This window comes from Pseudomonas nitroreducens TX1 (assembly GCF_000313755.1).
Taxonomy (GTDB): domain Bacteria; phylum Pseudomonadota; class Gammaproteobacteria; order Pseudomonadales; family Pseudomonadaceae; genus Pseudomonas; species Pseudomonas nitroreducens_A.
Genome location: NZ_AMZB01000097.1, coordinates 82,741 through 97,616 on the forward strand (window position 1 = coordinate 82,741; position 14,876 = coordinate 97,616).

The following is a 14,876-nucleotide window of genomic DNA, read 5'->3' on the forward strand; positions in this document are numbered from 1 at the left end:
TGCATCGCATGCAGTGGATCAAGCGCGTGTTCGGCGAGGCTGCGTCTCGCCAGGAAGCAACCGGGGTTTCCCAACCGACGCTGATCATGGCGCTGGAGCCGCGCATGATGTTCGACGGCGCCGTTGCCGCCACCGCTGCCGAAGCGGCCAAGCCCACTGACGCCCACGATGCTGCTGCCGACAAGGCTGACGCGAGCGTCGCCAGCAAGGACAACGCCGACACCTCGCATGCCGCCACCAGCGACGCCCGCAGCGATGCGGGGCAGGGCGCGGTGGCCGGCAGCGGGCGCAACGTGGTGTTCGTCGACTCGCGCGTGGAGGATGCCCAGCAACTGCTGCAGGGCGTGGCCGCCAACACCGAGGTGGTGTTCCTCGACCGCAGCGGCAACGGCGTGCAGCAAATGGCCCAGTATCTGGCTGCGCATCCCGGCGCCGCTTCTGTCCAGATCATCGCCCATGGCAACGCCGGCGACCTGTGGCTGGGCAGCAGCTACGTCAGCGCCGAGAACATCGCCGACTACGGCAACTCGCTCAGCCAGCTGGGCGCGAGCCTGCAGGCCGGCGGCGATATCTTCATTTACGCCTGCAGCACCGCCCAGGGTGAGCGTGGGCAGGCCTTCGTCAACGAGCTGGCCGGCCTGACGGGGCGTGACATCGCAGCTTCCGATGATCGCACCGGCCAGAGTTCGGACTGGGATCTGGAAGTGACCACGGGCGTCATCGAAGCGCGCCCCGTGCTCTCGGTCGCCTCTGCAGCCGCCTATCTGCATGACCTGGCCATTATCACAGTCACCAGCAACGCCGACGGCGGCGCCGGCACCCTGCGCACCGCCATTGCCAGCGCTGCGGCCGGCGACACCATCACCTTCAGCAGCGGCATGACCATCGGCCTCACCAACGGCGAGCTGGTGATCGCCAAGAACCTGACCATCGACGGCGACCTGAACAACGACGGCGTGGCCGATGTGACGGTGGATGCCGGTTACAGGAGCCGCGTGCTCCAGGTGCAGGCCGCCAGCAACGTCATGCTCGAGGGCCTGGTAATCACCCGCGGCCTTGTCTCGGGCAACGGCGGCAATGCCGACGTCGGCGCGGCGGCAGCCGCTGGCAACGCCTTCGGCGGCGGCATCTGGAACGCCGGCACCCTCACCCTGCTCAACACCTCGGTCACCGCCAACGCGGCAGCCGGAGGCGGTGGTGGTGGCGGCAACTTCGCCTACGACGGCGGTGGCGGCGGTGGCGGCGGCGCACTGGGCGGCGGTATCGGCGGCAGGGGCGGCGAATCGGGCGTCTCCGGCAATCTCGGCACCAGCGGCAGCGCCAACCAGGGCGGCCGTGGCGGCGCCGATAGCGCCTTCCCCGGCATGGCCGGGCAGGGCGGTACCGGCGTCGGCGGCGCCGGCGGCAGCTACTTGGGCTATTCCACCGGCGGCACGGGCGGCACCGCTACCAACGGCAGCATCAGCATCGGCGGCGGTGGCGGCGGCCTGGGCACCGACGCCACCGGTGGCGCCGGCGGCTCGGCGGTGGGCGGCATCTACAACGCGGTCGGCGGCACCATCAATGTGATCGGCAACTCGATCATCAGTACCAACCTCGGTGCCGGTGGCGGCGGCGGTGGCGGCGGTGCGGGCGGCTCGCTGGGCAACCAGGACGGCGGCGCCGGTGGGCGCGGCGTCGGCGCAGTGTGGAACAAGGGCACCTTCAACATCACCGCGGCCAACAATGCGGCCATGACCGGCAACGGCGCCGGCAGCGGTGCCGGCGGCCAGGAACTGGGCACCGGCTCGCCCGGCTCCAGCCCCGCCGCGGTCACCGGCATCTACAACCAGGGCACGCTCAACACCACCTATGTCCCCAATGCACCCCCCGTACTGGGCGGCCTGCAAGGCGACAGCGTCACCTTCACCGAGGGCGACAGCGCGCAGCTGATCGACCTGGGCAGCAATGCCACAGTGTCGGACGGCGATTCGGCCGACTACAACGGCGGCAGCGTGCGGGTATCGATCACCACCAACCGCGTCACCGCCGAAGACCTGCTGTCGGTCCGCAACCAGGGCACCGGCGCCGGGCAGATCGGCGTCAGCGGCAGCACCATCACCTACGGTGGCGTCGCCATCGGCACCTTCACCGGCGGCAGCGGCAGCAACGATCTGGTGATCACCTTCAACTCGGCCTCGGCCACGCCGGCCGCAGTCGAAGCGCTGCTGCACAACTTGGTGTACAACAACAGCAACGTCGACAACCCCACCGCGTCGACGCGCACCCTGAGCGTCACCGTCTACGACGGCGACAGCTACACCACCACCAACAACACCGTCACCGTCGCCGTAGTGGCGGTGAACGACGCGCCCACGCTCAGCCCGGGCAACAGCAACACCAGCTATACCGAGGGCGGCAGCGCCGCCGTGCTCAGCGGCAGCCTGACGCTCGCCGACGTGGACAGCACCACCTTCCAGGGCGCGACCGTCACCGTCAGCGACTTCCGTGCCGGCGACGTGCTGTCCGTAGGCGCGCCCAACGGCTTCACCGTCAGCTACGACAGCGGCACCGGCGTGCTGACGCTGAGCGGTGGCGGCTCGCTGGCCTCGTTGCAAGCCGCGCTGCGCTCGATCACCTATTCCTCGACCTCGGATGACCCCACCGCAGGCGGCACCGACGCCACCCGCCAGATCAACTTCACCGTCACCGACAGTGGCGGCGCCACCTCCAACGCGGTCACCGCACAGGTGGCCCTCACCGGCGTCAACGACGCGCCCACGCTGTCCGGCGGCCCCTACACCTGGGCCGGCACCAGCGAAGACGCCATCTCGTCCGCGGTCACCGTCTCCACCCTGCTGGGCAGCACCACCCACGCCGACCCGGACGGCCCCGCCAGCGGCATCGCCATCACTGGCAGCAGCGGCGGCGGCACCTGGGAATACTCCACCGATGGCGTCATCTGGACCGGTGTCGGCGCAGTCTCCAACAGCGCCGCGCTGCTGCTGTCCAGTACCACCCAGTTGCGCTTCGTGCCGGATGGCGCCAACGGCAGCGCGGCCGGCCTCAGCTTCCGCGCGTGGGACCAGAGTGCAGGCACCGCATCCACCAACGGCACGCGCAACACCGCCGACACCAGCACCAACGGCGGTAGCGCCGCGTATTCCAGCGGCACCGCGCAGGCCACGCTCACCGTTGGCAGCGTCAACGACGCCCCGGTGCTGACCCCGGTCAGCCCGACACTGACCGGCCTGACCGATTCCGACACCAACAATCCCGGCGTAGCAGTGTCCAGCTTCCTCGCCGGCCATGTCGCCGATGCGGACACCGGCGCGGTGCAGGGCATCGCCCTGACCGGCCTGACCTCGGGGACCGGCACCTGGCAATACAGCACCAACGGCGGCGCCAGCTGGCAGAACGTCGGCGCGGTCTCCGACGCCTCCGCGCTGCTGCTGCGCAGCGGCGACCGGGTACGCTTCGTGCCCGATGGCATCAACGGCGGCAACGTCAGCCTGACCTACCACGCCTGGGACCAGAGCGGCACCACCGCCGGCCAGCAGGGCACCAAGGTCGATGCCAGCGCTACCGGCGGCACCCATCCATTCTCGGCTGCCAGCGATACCGCCACCCTGACCGTCACCGCCATCGACGACGCGCCGGTGGTCACCGCCAGCGGCGGCAGCGCCGCCTTCGTCGAAGGCAACAACGTGACCTCGACCCCGGTGGTGATCGATAGCGGCCTCACCGTGTCCGACAGCGATTCGCCGCAGCTCTCCAGCGCCACGGTAGCGATCAGCGGCAACTTCTTCGGCAGTCAGGACGTGCTGGCCTTCACCAACAATCCGGCCACCATGGGCGACATCGTCGCCAGCTACGACAGCGGCACCGGCATCCTGACGCTGACCTCGGCCGCCGGCGCGTCCGCCGCCCAATGGCAGGCCGCGCTGCGCAGCGTTACCTACAGCAACAGCTCGGATACCCCGACCAGCATCGACCGCACCATCACCTTCAAGGTCAACGACGGCAACAGCGACAGCATCCCGGCCAACCGCATCGTCACCGTCGCTGCCACCAACGACGCGCCGATCGTGTCGATGCCGGGCAGCCTGACCGCCGCCGAGGATACCGCCACCGCTATTACCGGCATCAGCTTCGCCGATGCGGATGCCGGCAGCGCCAGTGTCACCGTCACCCTGTCGGTCGGCAGCGGCACGCTGTCCGCCGTGGCCGGCGGCGGCGTCACCGTGGGCGGCACCGCCAGCGCGCTGACGCTCTCCGGTTCGATCGCCAACATCAACGCCTTCATCGCCGGTGGCGCGGTGCACTTCCTGGGCGCGCCCAATAGCACCGCCAACGTCACCCTCACCGCCGGCATCGATGATGGCGGCCACTCCGGCGGCGCGGTACAGACCGGTAGCGGCACCGTCAGCATCGCCATTACCCCGGTCAACGACGCGCCACACGTCAGTGCGCCCCCGTCGATCGGCGTCACCGAGGATGTGCCGCAGGCGCTCACCGGCATCAGCTTCAGCGACCTCGACGCCGGCTCGGGCGTGGTCAGTGTGCAGTTCAGCGTCGCCCCTGGTAGCGGCACCCTCGCTGCCACCAGCTTCGCTGGCGTCACCGTGCTCGGCTCGGGCAGCGGCACGCTCAGCCTCAGCGGCATGCTGTCGGACATCAATGCCTTCGTCAGCGGCGGCGGGGTCAGCTTCACCGCTGCGCCCAACGCTACAGGCAACGTGGTGCTGGACGTCTCGATCGACGACGGCGGCCAAACCGGCAGTGGCGGCAACCTGACTGACCACACCACCGTCACCCTGACCGTCACCGCCGTCAACGACGCGCCGGTCAACACCGTGCCGGGCACCCAGAGCGTGTTGCAGGACGGCACCCTGGTGTTCAGCACCGGCAACGGCAACGCGCTGTCGATCGCCGACGTGGACGTCGGCGGCGGCACCATGCGCGTTACCCTCACAGCCAGCAACGGTCTGCTCACCCTGGGCAATCTCAGCGGCGTGAGCTTCCTGGTCGGCAACGGCACCGGCGACGGCACCATGGTGTTCGAAGGCACCCTCAGCGCCATCAACAACGCCCTGGCCGGGCTGTCGTTCGCCCCCACCGGCGGCTACTACGGCCCCGCCTCGGTGCAGATCACCACCGACGACCTCGGCCAATCGGGCAGCGGCGGCGGTCAGACCGATACCGACACCATCCTGATCGACGTCGCCCAGCCCAACCCGTCGATCATCGGCGTGGCCGGCGGCAGTCCGGATGGCACCTACAAGGTGGGCGACACCGTCCACATCACCGTCACCTACGACCAGGCGGTGACCGTCTCCGGCGGCGTGCCCACCCTGCTGCTGGAAACCGGCGCCATCGACCGCAGCGCGGTCTACGTGAGCGGCAGCGGCACCGACACGCTGACCTTCGCCTACGTGGTGCAGGCCGGCGACCAGAGCGCCGATCTCGATTACCTCGGCAGCAGTGCGTTGTCGCTCAATGGCGCCAGCATCGCCAGCGTCAGCCTGGGCAATCCCGCCTTCAACACTCTGCCCGGCATGGGCAGCCCCGACAGCCTGGCCGGCCACAGCGACCTGCTCATCGACGGCGTGGCGCCCGCTGTGGTCAGCGTGACCGTGCCGCCACCGGGCACCTACGTTGCCGGCCAGGCGCTGGATTTCGTGGTCCACTACAGCGAAGCCGTGGTGGTCGACACCACCGGCGGCACCCCGCGCATCGCCATCACCCTGGGCAGCGGGACTGTCCATGCCGACTACCTGTCTGGCAGCGGCAGCAGCGCGCTGGTGTTCCGTCTGATCGTCGGCGCCGGGCAGAACGATGCCGATGGCATCGCGCTGGGCGGCAGCATCGATCCGCATGGCGGAAGCGTGCGCGATCTTGCCGGTAACCTGAGCCTCGCCCCGCTCAATGCGGTCGGCTCCACCGCCGGAGTGCGGGTGGATACCCAGGGGCCCAGTGCAACCATCCAGGTTGCCGACAGCGCCCTGAACATTGGCCAGACCTCGTTGGTGACCATCACCTTCAGCGAGGCGGTGAGCGGTTTCGACAACGCCGACCTTGACGTCGCCAACGGAACCCTGAGCGCGGTGAGCAGCAGCGATGGCGGCATCACCTGGACCGCGACCTTCACGCCTTCGTCGAACGTCACGGACGCCACCAACGTCATCAGGCTGAACAACTCAGGCTATACCGACGCTGCCGGCAATGCCGGAGCCGGCAGCACCGACTCCAACAGCTACGCCGTCGACACCGTGCGTCCGAGCGCCACTATCAGTCTTGCCGACACAGCGCTGACCGCTGGCGAAACGACGACGGTAACCATCGTCTTCAGCGAGCCGGTGAGCGGCTTCTCCAATGCCGATCTGAGCATCGCCAACGGTACCCTGAGTGAGTTCGGCAGCAGCGATGGCGGTATCACCTGGACCGCGACTTTCACCCCGGACGCCAACGTCCGCGTAGCCAGCAATCTCTTCAGCCTGAACAATGCCGGCTACACCGATCTGGCAGGCAACTCCGGCGTCGGCTTGACCCAGTCGGCCAGCCTCAGCATCGATACGGTACGCCCGACCGCGACCATCGTGGTGGCCGAGAATGCCTTGAGGATCGGTGAAACCTCGCAGGTGACCATCACCTTCTCCGAGGCTGTGAGCGGTTTCAGCAACGCCGACCTGACTGTCACGAATGGCACCTTGAGTGCAGTCAGCAGCAATGATGGCGGTGTCACCTGGACGGCTACTTTCACCCCGGCCAGCGCAGTCACCGACCCCAGCAACCTGATCACGCTGGACAACGGCGGTGTGCAGAACGCCGCTGGCAACAGCGGCACGGGAACCACGCTGTCCAATACCTTCGCCATCGACACCCAGCGCCCAGGTGCGACCGTGGTGGTGGCCAATACCGACCTGCGCCAGGGGCAGTCGTCGCAGGTGACCATCACCTTCAGCGAGCCGGTCACCGACCTGGAGCTTTCCGACCTGAGCGCCAGTAACGCCACGCTGTCCGGCCTGAGCAGCAGCGATGGCGGGCTGACCTGGACGGCGACGCTGACGCCGCTGCTCAACGTGGTTGGCGCGAGCAACGTGGTGACGCTGAACAACCTTGGCTACACCGATGCCGCCGGCAATACCGGTGTCGGCGTCAGCCAGTCCAATACTTACGCGATCAACAGCATCTCCCAGGGCGGCGACCCGCAGTACCTTGTCGAACAGGGTGTGCGCCCGGTGGTGGTGGGCGGCGACCTGCCGGGCAGCCTGCCGCAGGTACCGTCGGTGCTGCAGAACGCCGGCCCGCCGACGCTTGGCCAGATGCCGCTGCTCGACAGCAGCAACCGTGGCGCTGCGCAGTCGGCACTGGGCAGCGTGTTCCGCCAGGGGCCGAGCCAGACCCAGCTTGCGCTGGTCTTCTCGAACAACGGCAACAATGGCTTCGGCGACGGCGGCGGTCGCGGCTTCCTCGGTTTCGGCGGCGGCGATGGTGGCGTCTTCGCCAGCAGCACGATTGGCGCGATCTTCGGCGAAGCCCGCGAGGGCGACGAGCAGGCGTTGTCGGCCTTCGGCCCGCGCCAGGGGGACATTGGCGGTGGCCTGAGCGGTGTGTTCGCCGGCAGGGGGCTCGACCAGCAATTGCAGGAAATGAACCAGCGCGAACAGCGTCAGGTCGCCGACCTGGCACGGGCTTTCGGCGAGCTGGGCCAGGAACGGCCGGCGGGTTGAAGGTGACAGGGCTCGAAATCTTCAGAAGCCGTACAGGGGGCGGCTCGATAACAATGAACAAGCATTTTCGATTCTTCGGCGTCAGCCTGCTGGCGCTGGCCATCAGCGGATGCGCCGTGACCAGCGAGCCGATCAGCCGTGCCGACAGTGAACAGCGTGCGCGTGATGACCTGGCCGGCATGTTCCGGTCCCAGGAGCCGCTCAGCGGCCCGCTGACGCTCAACGACGCGCTCGCCCGCGCCATCAAGTACAACCTCGAGGGCCGCCTGAAGGTCATGGAGCAGGCCCTGGCCTCCCGCCAGGTGGACCTGGCGACCTTCGACATGCTGCCGCGCATGGCGCTGGAAGCCGGCTATGCCGGGCGCAACAACGTCAGCGCGTCCTCCAGCAAGAGCGTACTGACCAACCAGCAGTCCCTGGAGCCGTCCACTTCGCAGGACCGTGATCGCGACGTCGCCGACCTGACCATGGTGTGGAACGTGCTCGACTTCGGCGTCAGCTACGTCAGCGCCAAGCAGCAGGCCGACCAGCGCCTGATCCTTGACGAACGTCGGCGCAAGGTGCGCCAGACCATCGTCCAGGACGTGCGCTCGGCCTATTGGCGAGCGGTGGCAGCCGAGCGACTGCTGGGCCGCATCGACAGCCTCACCGCCCGCGTCGAGCAGGCGCGCAAGGACAGCCAGAACCTCAGCAGCCAGCGTATCGGCGACCCGGTCCAGGCGATGAGCTATCAGCGCTCGCTGATCGAAGCCACGCGCCAGCTGGAAGTGCAGCGCAAGGCCTTGTCGCTGGCCAAGACCGAGCTGGCCACCCTGATCAACCTGCCGCCGGGCACCGATGTGAAGCTGGCGATGCCGGCCGAGGGCTACCCGCTGCCGGAACTGAAGGTCAGCATGGACAGTCTCGAGCGCGAAGCACTGGCCTCGCGCCCCGAGCTGCGCGAACAGGACTACCAGAGCCGGATCAGCGCCGCCGAAACCAAGAAGGCCATGCTGCGCCTGCTGCCGGGCCTGGAGTTCTCCGCCGGCGGGCATTACGACAGCAACTCCTACCTGGTGAACCAGAGCTGGGCGGACTACGGCGTCAAGGTCACCTGGAACCTGTTCAACGTGATCTCCGCCCCGGCGGCGATCAAGGTCGCCAAGGCCGGCGAGGATGTCGCCGCGGCGCGCCGTCAGGCACTCTCCATGGCGGTACTGGCGCAGCTGTACGTGGCCCAGGCGAACTATCAGGAGGCCCGCCGTCAGTTCCAGACCAGCCAAGAGCTGGCCAGCCTGGATGGCCAGATCACCCAGGAACTGCGCAATCGCCACCAGGCCCAGGGCATTGGCGAGCTCGAGCTGATCCAGGGCGAGCTGAACAACCTGCAGGCCGACCTGCAGCGCGACCTGGCCTACGCCGAGTTGCGCAACGCCTACGGCCAGGTATTCGCCAGCGTCGGCCTCGATCCGTTGCCGGCGCAACTGAAATCCGACTCGCTCAGTGACATCGGCCAGGGCCTGGCCAGCCGTGAGGAGCAGTGGCAGCGCGGCGAGATCGCCACGCCCTGACGACTCGCCCCAGAAGAAAAAGCCCCGGCCAGCTGCCGGGGTTTTTTTCGGGCTCACGTTACGGGGCTACAACCACCAGCGCAGCAAATAGAATGCGCCCATGCTCAGGAGCACGCTGAGCAGCACGTTGCGCGTCCACAGCACCAGCGCCACGGCAACCGCGGCGCCGAGCAGGTAGGGATTGTCCAGGTGCAGGTTCAGCTGGTGTTCGGGGAGGAACACGATGGGGCCGCAGATTGCCGTGAGCATCCCCGGCACGGCGAAGCCGAGGAACTGCCGCACGTTGCTGCCCAGGCGGATCGGCAGGCGCGGTTCAAGGAACACGTAGCGGTTGAAGAAGACGATCAGTCCCATGCCGAAGATCACTGCCCAGGCCATCATGCGCGCACCCCCGAGAATTTCTGGCAGAGGAAGCCGGCGAACATCCCCGCCAGCCCGGAAAGCACCAGCGCCGAGCCCACCTGCCAATAGCTGAGCAGCACCGAGCAGAACAGCGAGACGGCGACGCAGACGACGGTGGGGACGTTTTTCACCACCGGCACGATCAGTGCGACGAAGGTGGCGGCGATGGAGAAGTCCAATCCCAGGTGTTCAAGCCCGGGGATGCTGGAACCCACCAGTACGCCGACGAGGGTGAAGAGGTTCCAGGCGATGTAGAAGGTCAGGCCCACACCCAGGGCGTACCAACGGTTGAAGGCCTCGCGGTCTTGCCCGCTGACCAGTGCGAACAGTTCATCGGTGAGCAGAAAGCCCAGCCCGGCGCGCCAGCGCCCCGGCAGCCCGGAGATCACCGGGCGCAGGGTCATGCCGTAGAGCAGGTGCTGCGAAGTCAGCAGCAGGGTGGTGATCATGATCGAGAAGAACCCGGCACCGCCCTTGAGCATACCGATGGCCACCAGTTGCGCGGCGCCGGCGAAGACGATGGCGGAAAGGCCCTGGCCATGCAGCGGCGAGAGACCTGCGTCGATGGCCAGGGAGCCGGCGAGCAGCCCCCAGGGCAGGACCGCGAGCGACAGCGGCATGATGTCGATGGCGCCCCGCAGGAAGGCGCGTGAGGGAAGCGGGTGGTGGGACATGAACGTTTCTTGCAGGCCGATGAGTGCCTCAAGCGTGGCAGAGAAACTTACCGCCTGGCTTGAACAATCTTGCTACGGATCCTGATCGGCGTTCACCTGCGACGACCTCACCTGAGAAAGCGGCGCCGCCACCGATTCCAGCGAACGCCGTTCCGCCGCGACGCCCCAGATCGCCTGGACCACGCCCGCCACCAGCATCAGCGTGGCGCCGATCAGGTAGCCGAGAAACAGGTTCCAGCGGCTGGCGGACTCGATCAACTGGCCGAACAGCAAGGGCCCGGCGATGCCGCCCAGCCCGGTGCCGAGGGCGTAGAAGAGGGCGATGGCGAGGGCGCGGATTTCCAGCGGGAAGGTTTCGGCCACCGTCAGGTAGGCGGAGCTGGCCGCCGCCGAGGCGAAGAAGAAAATCACCATCCAGGCGATGGTCTGCCCGGTCGCGTCGAGCAGCGCGCGTTCGAACAGCCAGGCGCTGGTCAGCAGCAGGGCCCCGGATATCAGGTAGGTGGTGCTGATCATCAGGCGTCGGCCGAACCGGTCGAACCAGTGCCCGAGCAGCAGCGGCCCGCAGAAGTTGCCCAGGGCGAAAGGCAGCAGGTACCAGCCTGCGCGGTCGGCGGCGATGCCGTAGAAGTCGGTCAGCACCAGCGCGTAGGTGAAGAAGATCGCGTTGTAGAAGAACGCCTGCGCGGTGAGCAGCGTCAGCCCGACCAGCGAGCGGCGGCGGTGGCTACCGAGCAGGGTGGCGATGACCTCGCGCAGAGGTGTGTGGTGGCGACTGCGCAGGAGCAGCACGGCGTCCGTCCCGACCGGTGCGATGCGATGCCCCTGCTGGCGCAGGCGTTGTTCGATGCCTTCGACGATTTCCCGCGCGGCTTCCGGCTGGCCGTGGATCAGCAGCCAGCGTGGGCTCTCCGGCAGCCACAGGCGCATCGCCAGGATCACCAGGCCCAGCGCCGCGCCGATGGCGAAGCACAGCCGCCAGCCCAGTTCGGGACCCAATAGCGCCGGGTCGAGCAGGATCAGCGAGCCCACCGCGCCCATCGCGGCGCCGAGCCAGAAGGTGCCGTTGATGGCCAGGTCCACCCAGCCGCGAAAGCGCGCCGGGGTGAATTCCTGGATGGTCGAGTTGATCGCCGAGTACTCGCCGCCGATGCCTGCGCCGGTGAGGAAACGGAACAGCAGGAAGCTGGCCAGGTTCCAGGACAGCGCCGTCGCCGCCGTGGCGCCGATGTAGACCGTGAGGGTGATGAAGAACAGCCGCCGGCGGCCGAGACGGTCGGTGAGCCAGCCGAAGAGCAGAGCGCCCAGGACCGCACCGCCGATGTAGACGCTGCCAGCCAGCCCGATATCGGCGCTGGACAGGTGCAGCGCGGGGCTCTGCCTCAGCGCACCCGCGACAGCTCCGGCCAAGGTCACTTCCAGGCCGTCGAGCAGCCAGGTGATGCCCAGCGCGATCACCAGCAGCGTGTGGAAGCGCCCCCAGGGCAGGCGGTCCAGGCGCGCCGGCAGGTCGGTGCGCTGGATATCGCCGGGCAGGCGCTGGCGTGAAGGTGCGAGCAGAGTCATCGGGCCGTCTCTTGCGTGGCGTACGTCCGGGCAGGACGTCGGCACGACGGTAGAGCCGGCCAGGCGCGGTGGAGTTCAGCCGGGCCGAGCAATGACACCGATACGCCTACTCGGTGCCCAGCAACTCGCCGAGCGCGCGCGCCAGGTCCTCATGGTGCACCGGTTTCTGGATGACCACGCTGCCGGGCAGCTCCAGCCCCTGCAGTTCGGCATAACCGGTGAGGAACACCACCGGCAGGTAGGGGAAGCGCTGGCGGGCGATCTTCGCCATTTGCGCGCCGTTGAGTTCGGGCATGGCGAAGTCGGTCAGCAACAGGTCGACGTCGCCATCGAGCATGCCCAGCGCCTGCTGCCCGCTGCTGGCCTGGCGCACCCGGTAGCCATAGAGGCGCAGGGCGTCCCCGAGCAGCTCGCGGACCAGGTCGTCGTCGTCCACCAGCAGGATGTTGCGGTCATGCCCGCTGTCGGCCGGCGTCGCCACCGGATCCTGCGGGCCGTCCACGGCGGAGGGCGAGTGCTCCACGGCCGGGAGGTAGACATTCACCTGGGTACCCCGCCCCGGCTCGCTGTCGATATGCACGCCGCCGCCGGACTGCTTGGCGAAGCCGAACACCTGGGCCAGGCCCAGGCCAGAGCCCTTGCCGATGTCCTTGGTGGTGAAGAAGGGTTCGAAGACCTTGCCCAGCACGTCCTCGTCCATGCCGCAGCCGGTATCGCGGATCGACAGCACCACGTAGTTCCCCGGCTCGGGATGCTCCGGGCGGCTGGGCTTGTGGGTGATGCGGGTGTTGTGGGTGGAGAGGATCAGCTGGCCGCCGCCGGGCATGGCGTCGCGGGCGTTGATCGCCAGGTTGAGGATGATCATCTCGGTCTGGGTCGGATCGGTCAGCGCCTGCCAGATGCCTTGGTCAAGCTCCAGGCGCACCGAGATGTTGCCACCCAGTGACCGGCGCAGCAGCTCCTCCAGCCCGGCGAGGGTGTCGTTGAGGTTCAGCGGTACCGGCTCCAGGCGCTGGCGGCGGGAGAAGGCGAGCATCTGCGAGGTCAGTTTGGCGCCGCGCTCACCGGCTTCGCGGATGTGCTGAAGGCGCTTGTTGGCCTTCTCCAGGTCGCCCTTTGCCAGGTCCCGCTCGAGGAAGGTCGCGCCGCTGAGGATCACCGTCAGCAGGTTATTGAAGTCGTGGGCGACGCCGGCGGTCAGCTGGCCGACCGCTTCCAGGCGCTGCATCTGTTGCAGGGCGGCCTCGATGCGTTCGCGCTCGGCGATCTGCTCGCGCAGCCGCGAATTGGCCTCGGCCAGGTCCAGCGCGGCTTCCCGCTCGCTGGTGATGTCGCGGGCGACCACGTAGAGCAGGGTGTCTTCGGGCACCACCACCCACGACAGCCAGCGCTGACGCCCGCTGGCGTGGCGGATGCGGCCGTCGAAGCGTGCGCTGGTGCCGCCGTGGGCGAGGGCAGCCAGCTCGGTGAGGAAGGACTCCTGGTCCTGCTCGGGCAGCAACTGCAGCAGCGACATGCGCGAGAGCATCTGGCGCTTGAAACCGAGGATGTTTTCCCAGGCCGGGTTCAGCGCTACCGGCGTGAGATCGCTGTTGAGCACGGCCAGCAGGTCCTGGGACAGGTCCCAGGAGCGGTCGCGTTCACGGGTGCGGCGTTCGACCCGTTCGCCGAGCATCTCGTTGAGCTGCTCCAGCGCCTGGGTGGCCTTGCGCTGCTGGTGGATGTCCTGCAGCACGCCGGAGAAGCGCACGCAGCGGCCATCGACGAACTGCGCCTGGCCGTTGCTGAGCAGCCAGCGCGGCTCCAGGCCGTCGGGCTGTTCGATGCGAAACTCCACGCGGTAACGGCCATCGCCTTGCGGGTCCATGGCGCGCTGCACGGCGTCGCGAACCCGCTGTCGATCCTCGGGATGGATCCCGGCAAGGAACACGTCCATGCTCATCTCGGTGTCCGGCTGCAGGCCGAACAGCGTCTTGCAGCGATCATCCCAGAGCAGCAGGCCGTCCTCCGGGCGCAGGTCCCAGGTGCCCATGCCAGCGGCGTCGATGGCGATCCGCGCGCGCGCCTCGACGTCGGCCAGGGCCTCTTCGGCACGCCGACGACGCTGGCGTTCCTGCACTTCGGTGAGCGCCCGGCGCACGGCCTTGGGCAGCAGCGACAGGTTCTTCTTCAGCACATAGTCGGTGGCGCCGAGGCGGATCATTTCCACCGCGTGCTCTTCACCGTAAATGCCCGACAGGAAGATGAACGGGACGTCCGGCGCCAGGCGCTGGGTGATCGCCAGCACGTGGGTGCCGGAGGAGCCGGGCAGCACGCAGTCACAGAGGATCAGGTCGAAGCGGTCCTCATGCAGGGCGTGTTCGACTCCGATGTGGTCGAACACCTGCCGTGCGTCGACCTTCATCCCGCTGCGCTCCAGGCGCAACAGGGTCAGCTCGGCATCCATCGCGCTGTCTTCGACGATCAGCAGTTTCAGCGCTACCTCGGGCATCAGCGCTCCATCACGGGTTACGTCTACGGTTCAGACGCAGCGAGCCGGGCGGAGGTTCATTGAGAACCGCCCAGAAGATGCCCAGATCGGAAATCGCGGTGACGAACTCCTTGAACTCCACGGGCTTGACCACGTAGGCGTTGACGCCCAGCTCGTAGGCGCGTTGCAGGTCCGGCTCCTCCCGCGAGGACGTCAGCATGACGGTCGGGATACTGCGCAGGTCCGGGGTGTCGCGTACCACCTTGAGCACTTCCAGGCCGTCGACCTTGGGCAGCTTCAGGTCCAGCAGCAGCACCGCCGGGTTGCCGTCGTCGCGGTGGGCATGGGCGCCGCGGCGCAGCAGGTAATCCAGGGCGTCGGCGCCGTCGCGCATGACGATGACTTCGTTGGCCAGCTGGCTGCGCTCCAGGGCCACCAGGGTCAGTTCCAGGTCCCTGGGATTGTCTTCCACCAACAGGATGGGTTTGAGCATGGTGCGTGT

The 14,876-nt window shown here is 68.0% G+C and carries 7 protein-coding genes; 2 read left to right on the forward strand and 5 right to left on the reverse strand.

The genetic code is table 11. The annotated features are described in order from the left end of the window. The first annotated feature begins 8 nt into the window (after positions 1-8). Together C167_RS35285 and C167_RS0108875 are read left to right on the forward strand one after the other, a co-directional pair. Positions 9-7,712 carry an Ig-like domain-containing protein gene (locus tag C167_RS35285; RefSeq protein WP_017517917.1) on the forward strand — a complete coding sequence of 2,568 codons (7,704 nt, stop codon included), beginning with the start codon at positions 9-11 and terminating at the stop codon, positions 7,710-7,712. A gap of 53 nt (positions 7,713-7,765) precedes the next feature. Further along, the gene (locus C167_RS0108875) at positions 7,766-9,262 is read left to right on the forward strand and encodes a TolC family protein (protein WP_017517918.1); all 1,497 of its coding nucleotides are present in this window, start codon (positions 7,766-7,768) and stop codon (positions 9,260-9,262) included. A gap of 66 nt (positions 9,263-9,328) precedes the next feature. On the opposite strand, the gene C167_RS0108880 is transcribed toward C167_RS0108875, so the two are convergent. The 5 genes from C167_RS0108880 to C167_RS0108900 all read right to left on the reverse strand — a co-directional run bounded on the left by C167_RS0108880 (position 9,329) and on the right by C167_RS0108900 (position 14,867). Then, positions 9,329-9,643 (reverse strand): AzlD domain-containing protein, encoded by a 315-nt coding sequence (locus tag C167_RS0108880; protein WP_017517919.1) that lies wholly within the window; start codon positions 9,641-9,643, stop codon positions 9,329-9,331. Further along, positions 9,640-10,338, reverse strand: a complete 699-nt coding sequence (locus C167_RS0108885) for an AzlC family ABC transporter permease (protein WP_017517920.1) — start codon at positions 10,336-10,338, stop codon at positions 9,640-9,642. The genes C167_RS0108880 and C167_RS0108885 overlap by 4 nt, the downstream gene beginning before the upstream one ends. A gap of 72 nt (positions 10,339-10,410) precedes the next feature. Continuing rightward, entirely contained in the window at positions 10,411-11,904 is a 1,494-nt protein-coding gene (locus C167_RS32365; RefSeq protein WP_017517921.1) for an MFS transporter, read from the reverse strand. Between the two features lie 106 nt (positions 11,905-12,010). Next, positions 12,011-14,395, reverse strand: coding sequence for a hybrid sensor histidine kinase/response regulator (locus C167_RS0108895; RefSeq protein ID WP_017517922.1), 2,385 nt, complete (start codon positions 14,393-14,395; stop codon positions 12,011-12,013). A 10-nt stretch (positions 14,396-14,405) separates the two neighbouring features. Continuing rightward, positions 14,406-14,867, reverse strand: coding sequence for a response regulator (locus C167_RS0108900; protein ID WP_017517923.1), 462 nt, complete (start codon positions 14,865-14,867; stop codon positions 14,406-14,408). Positions 14,868-14,876: the final 9 nt, after the last annotated feature.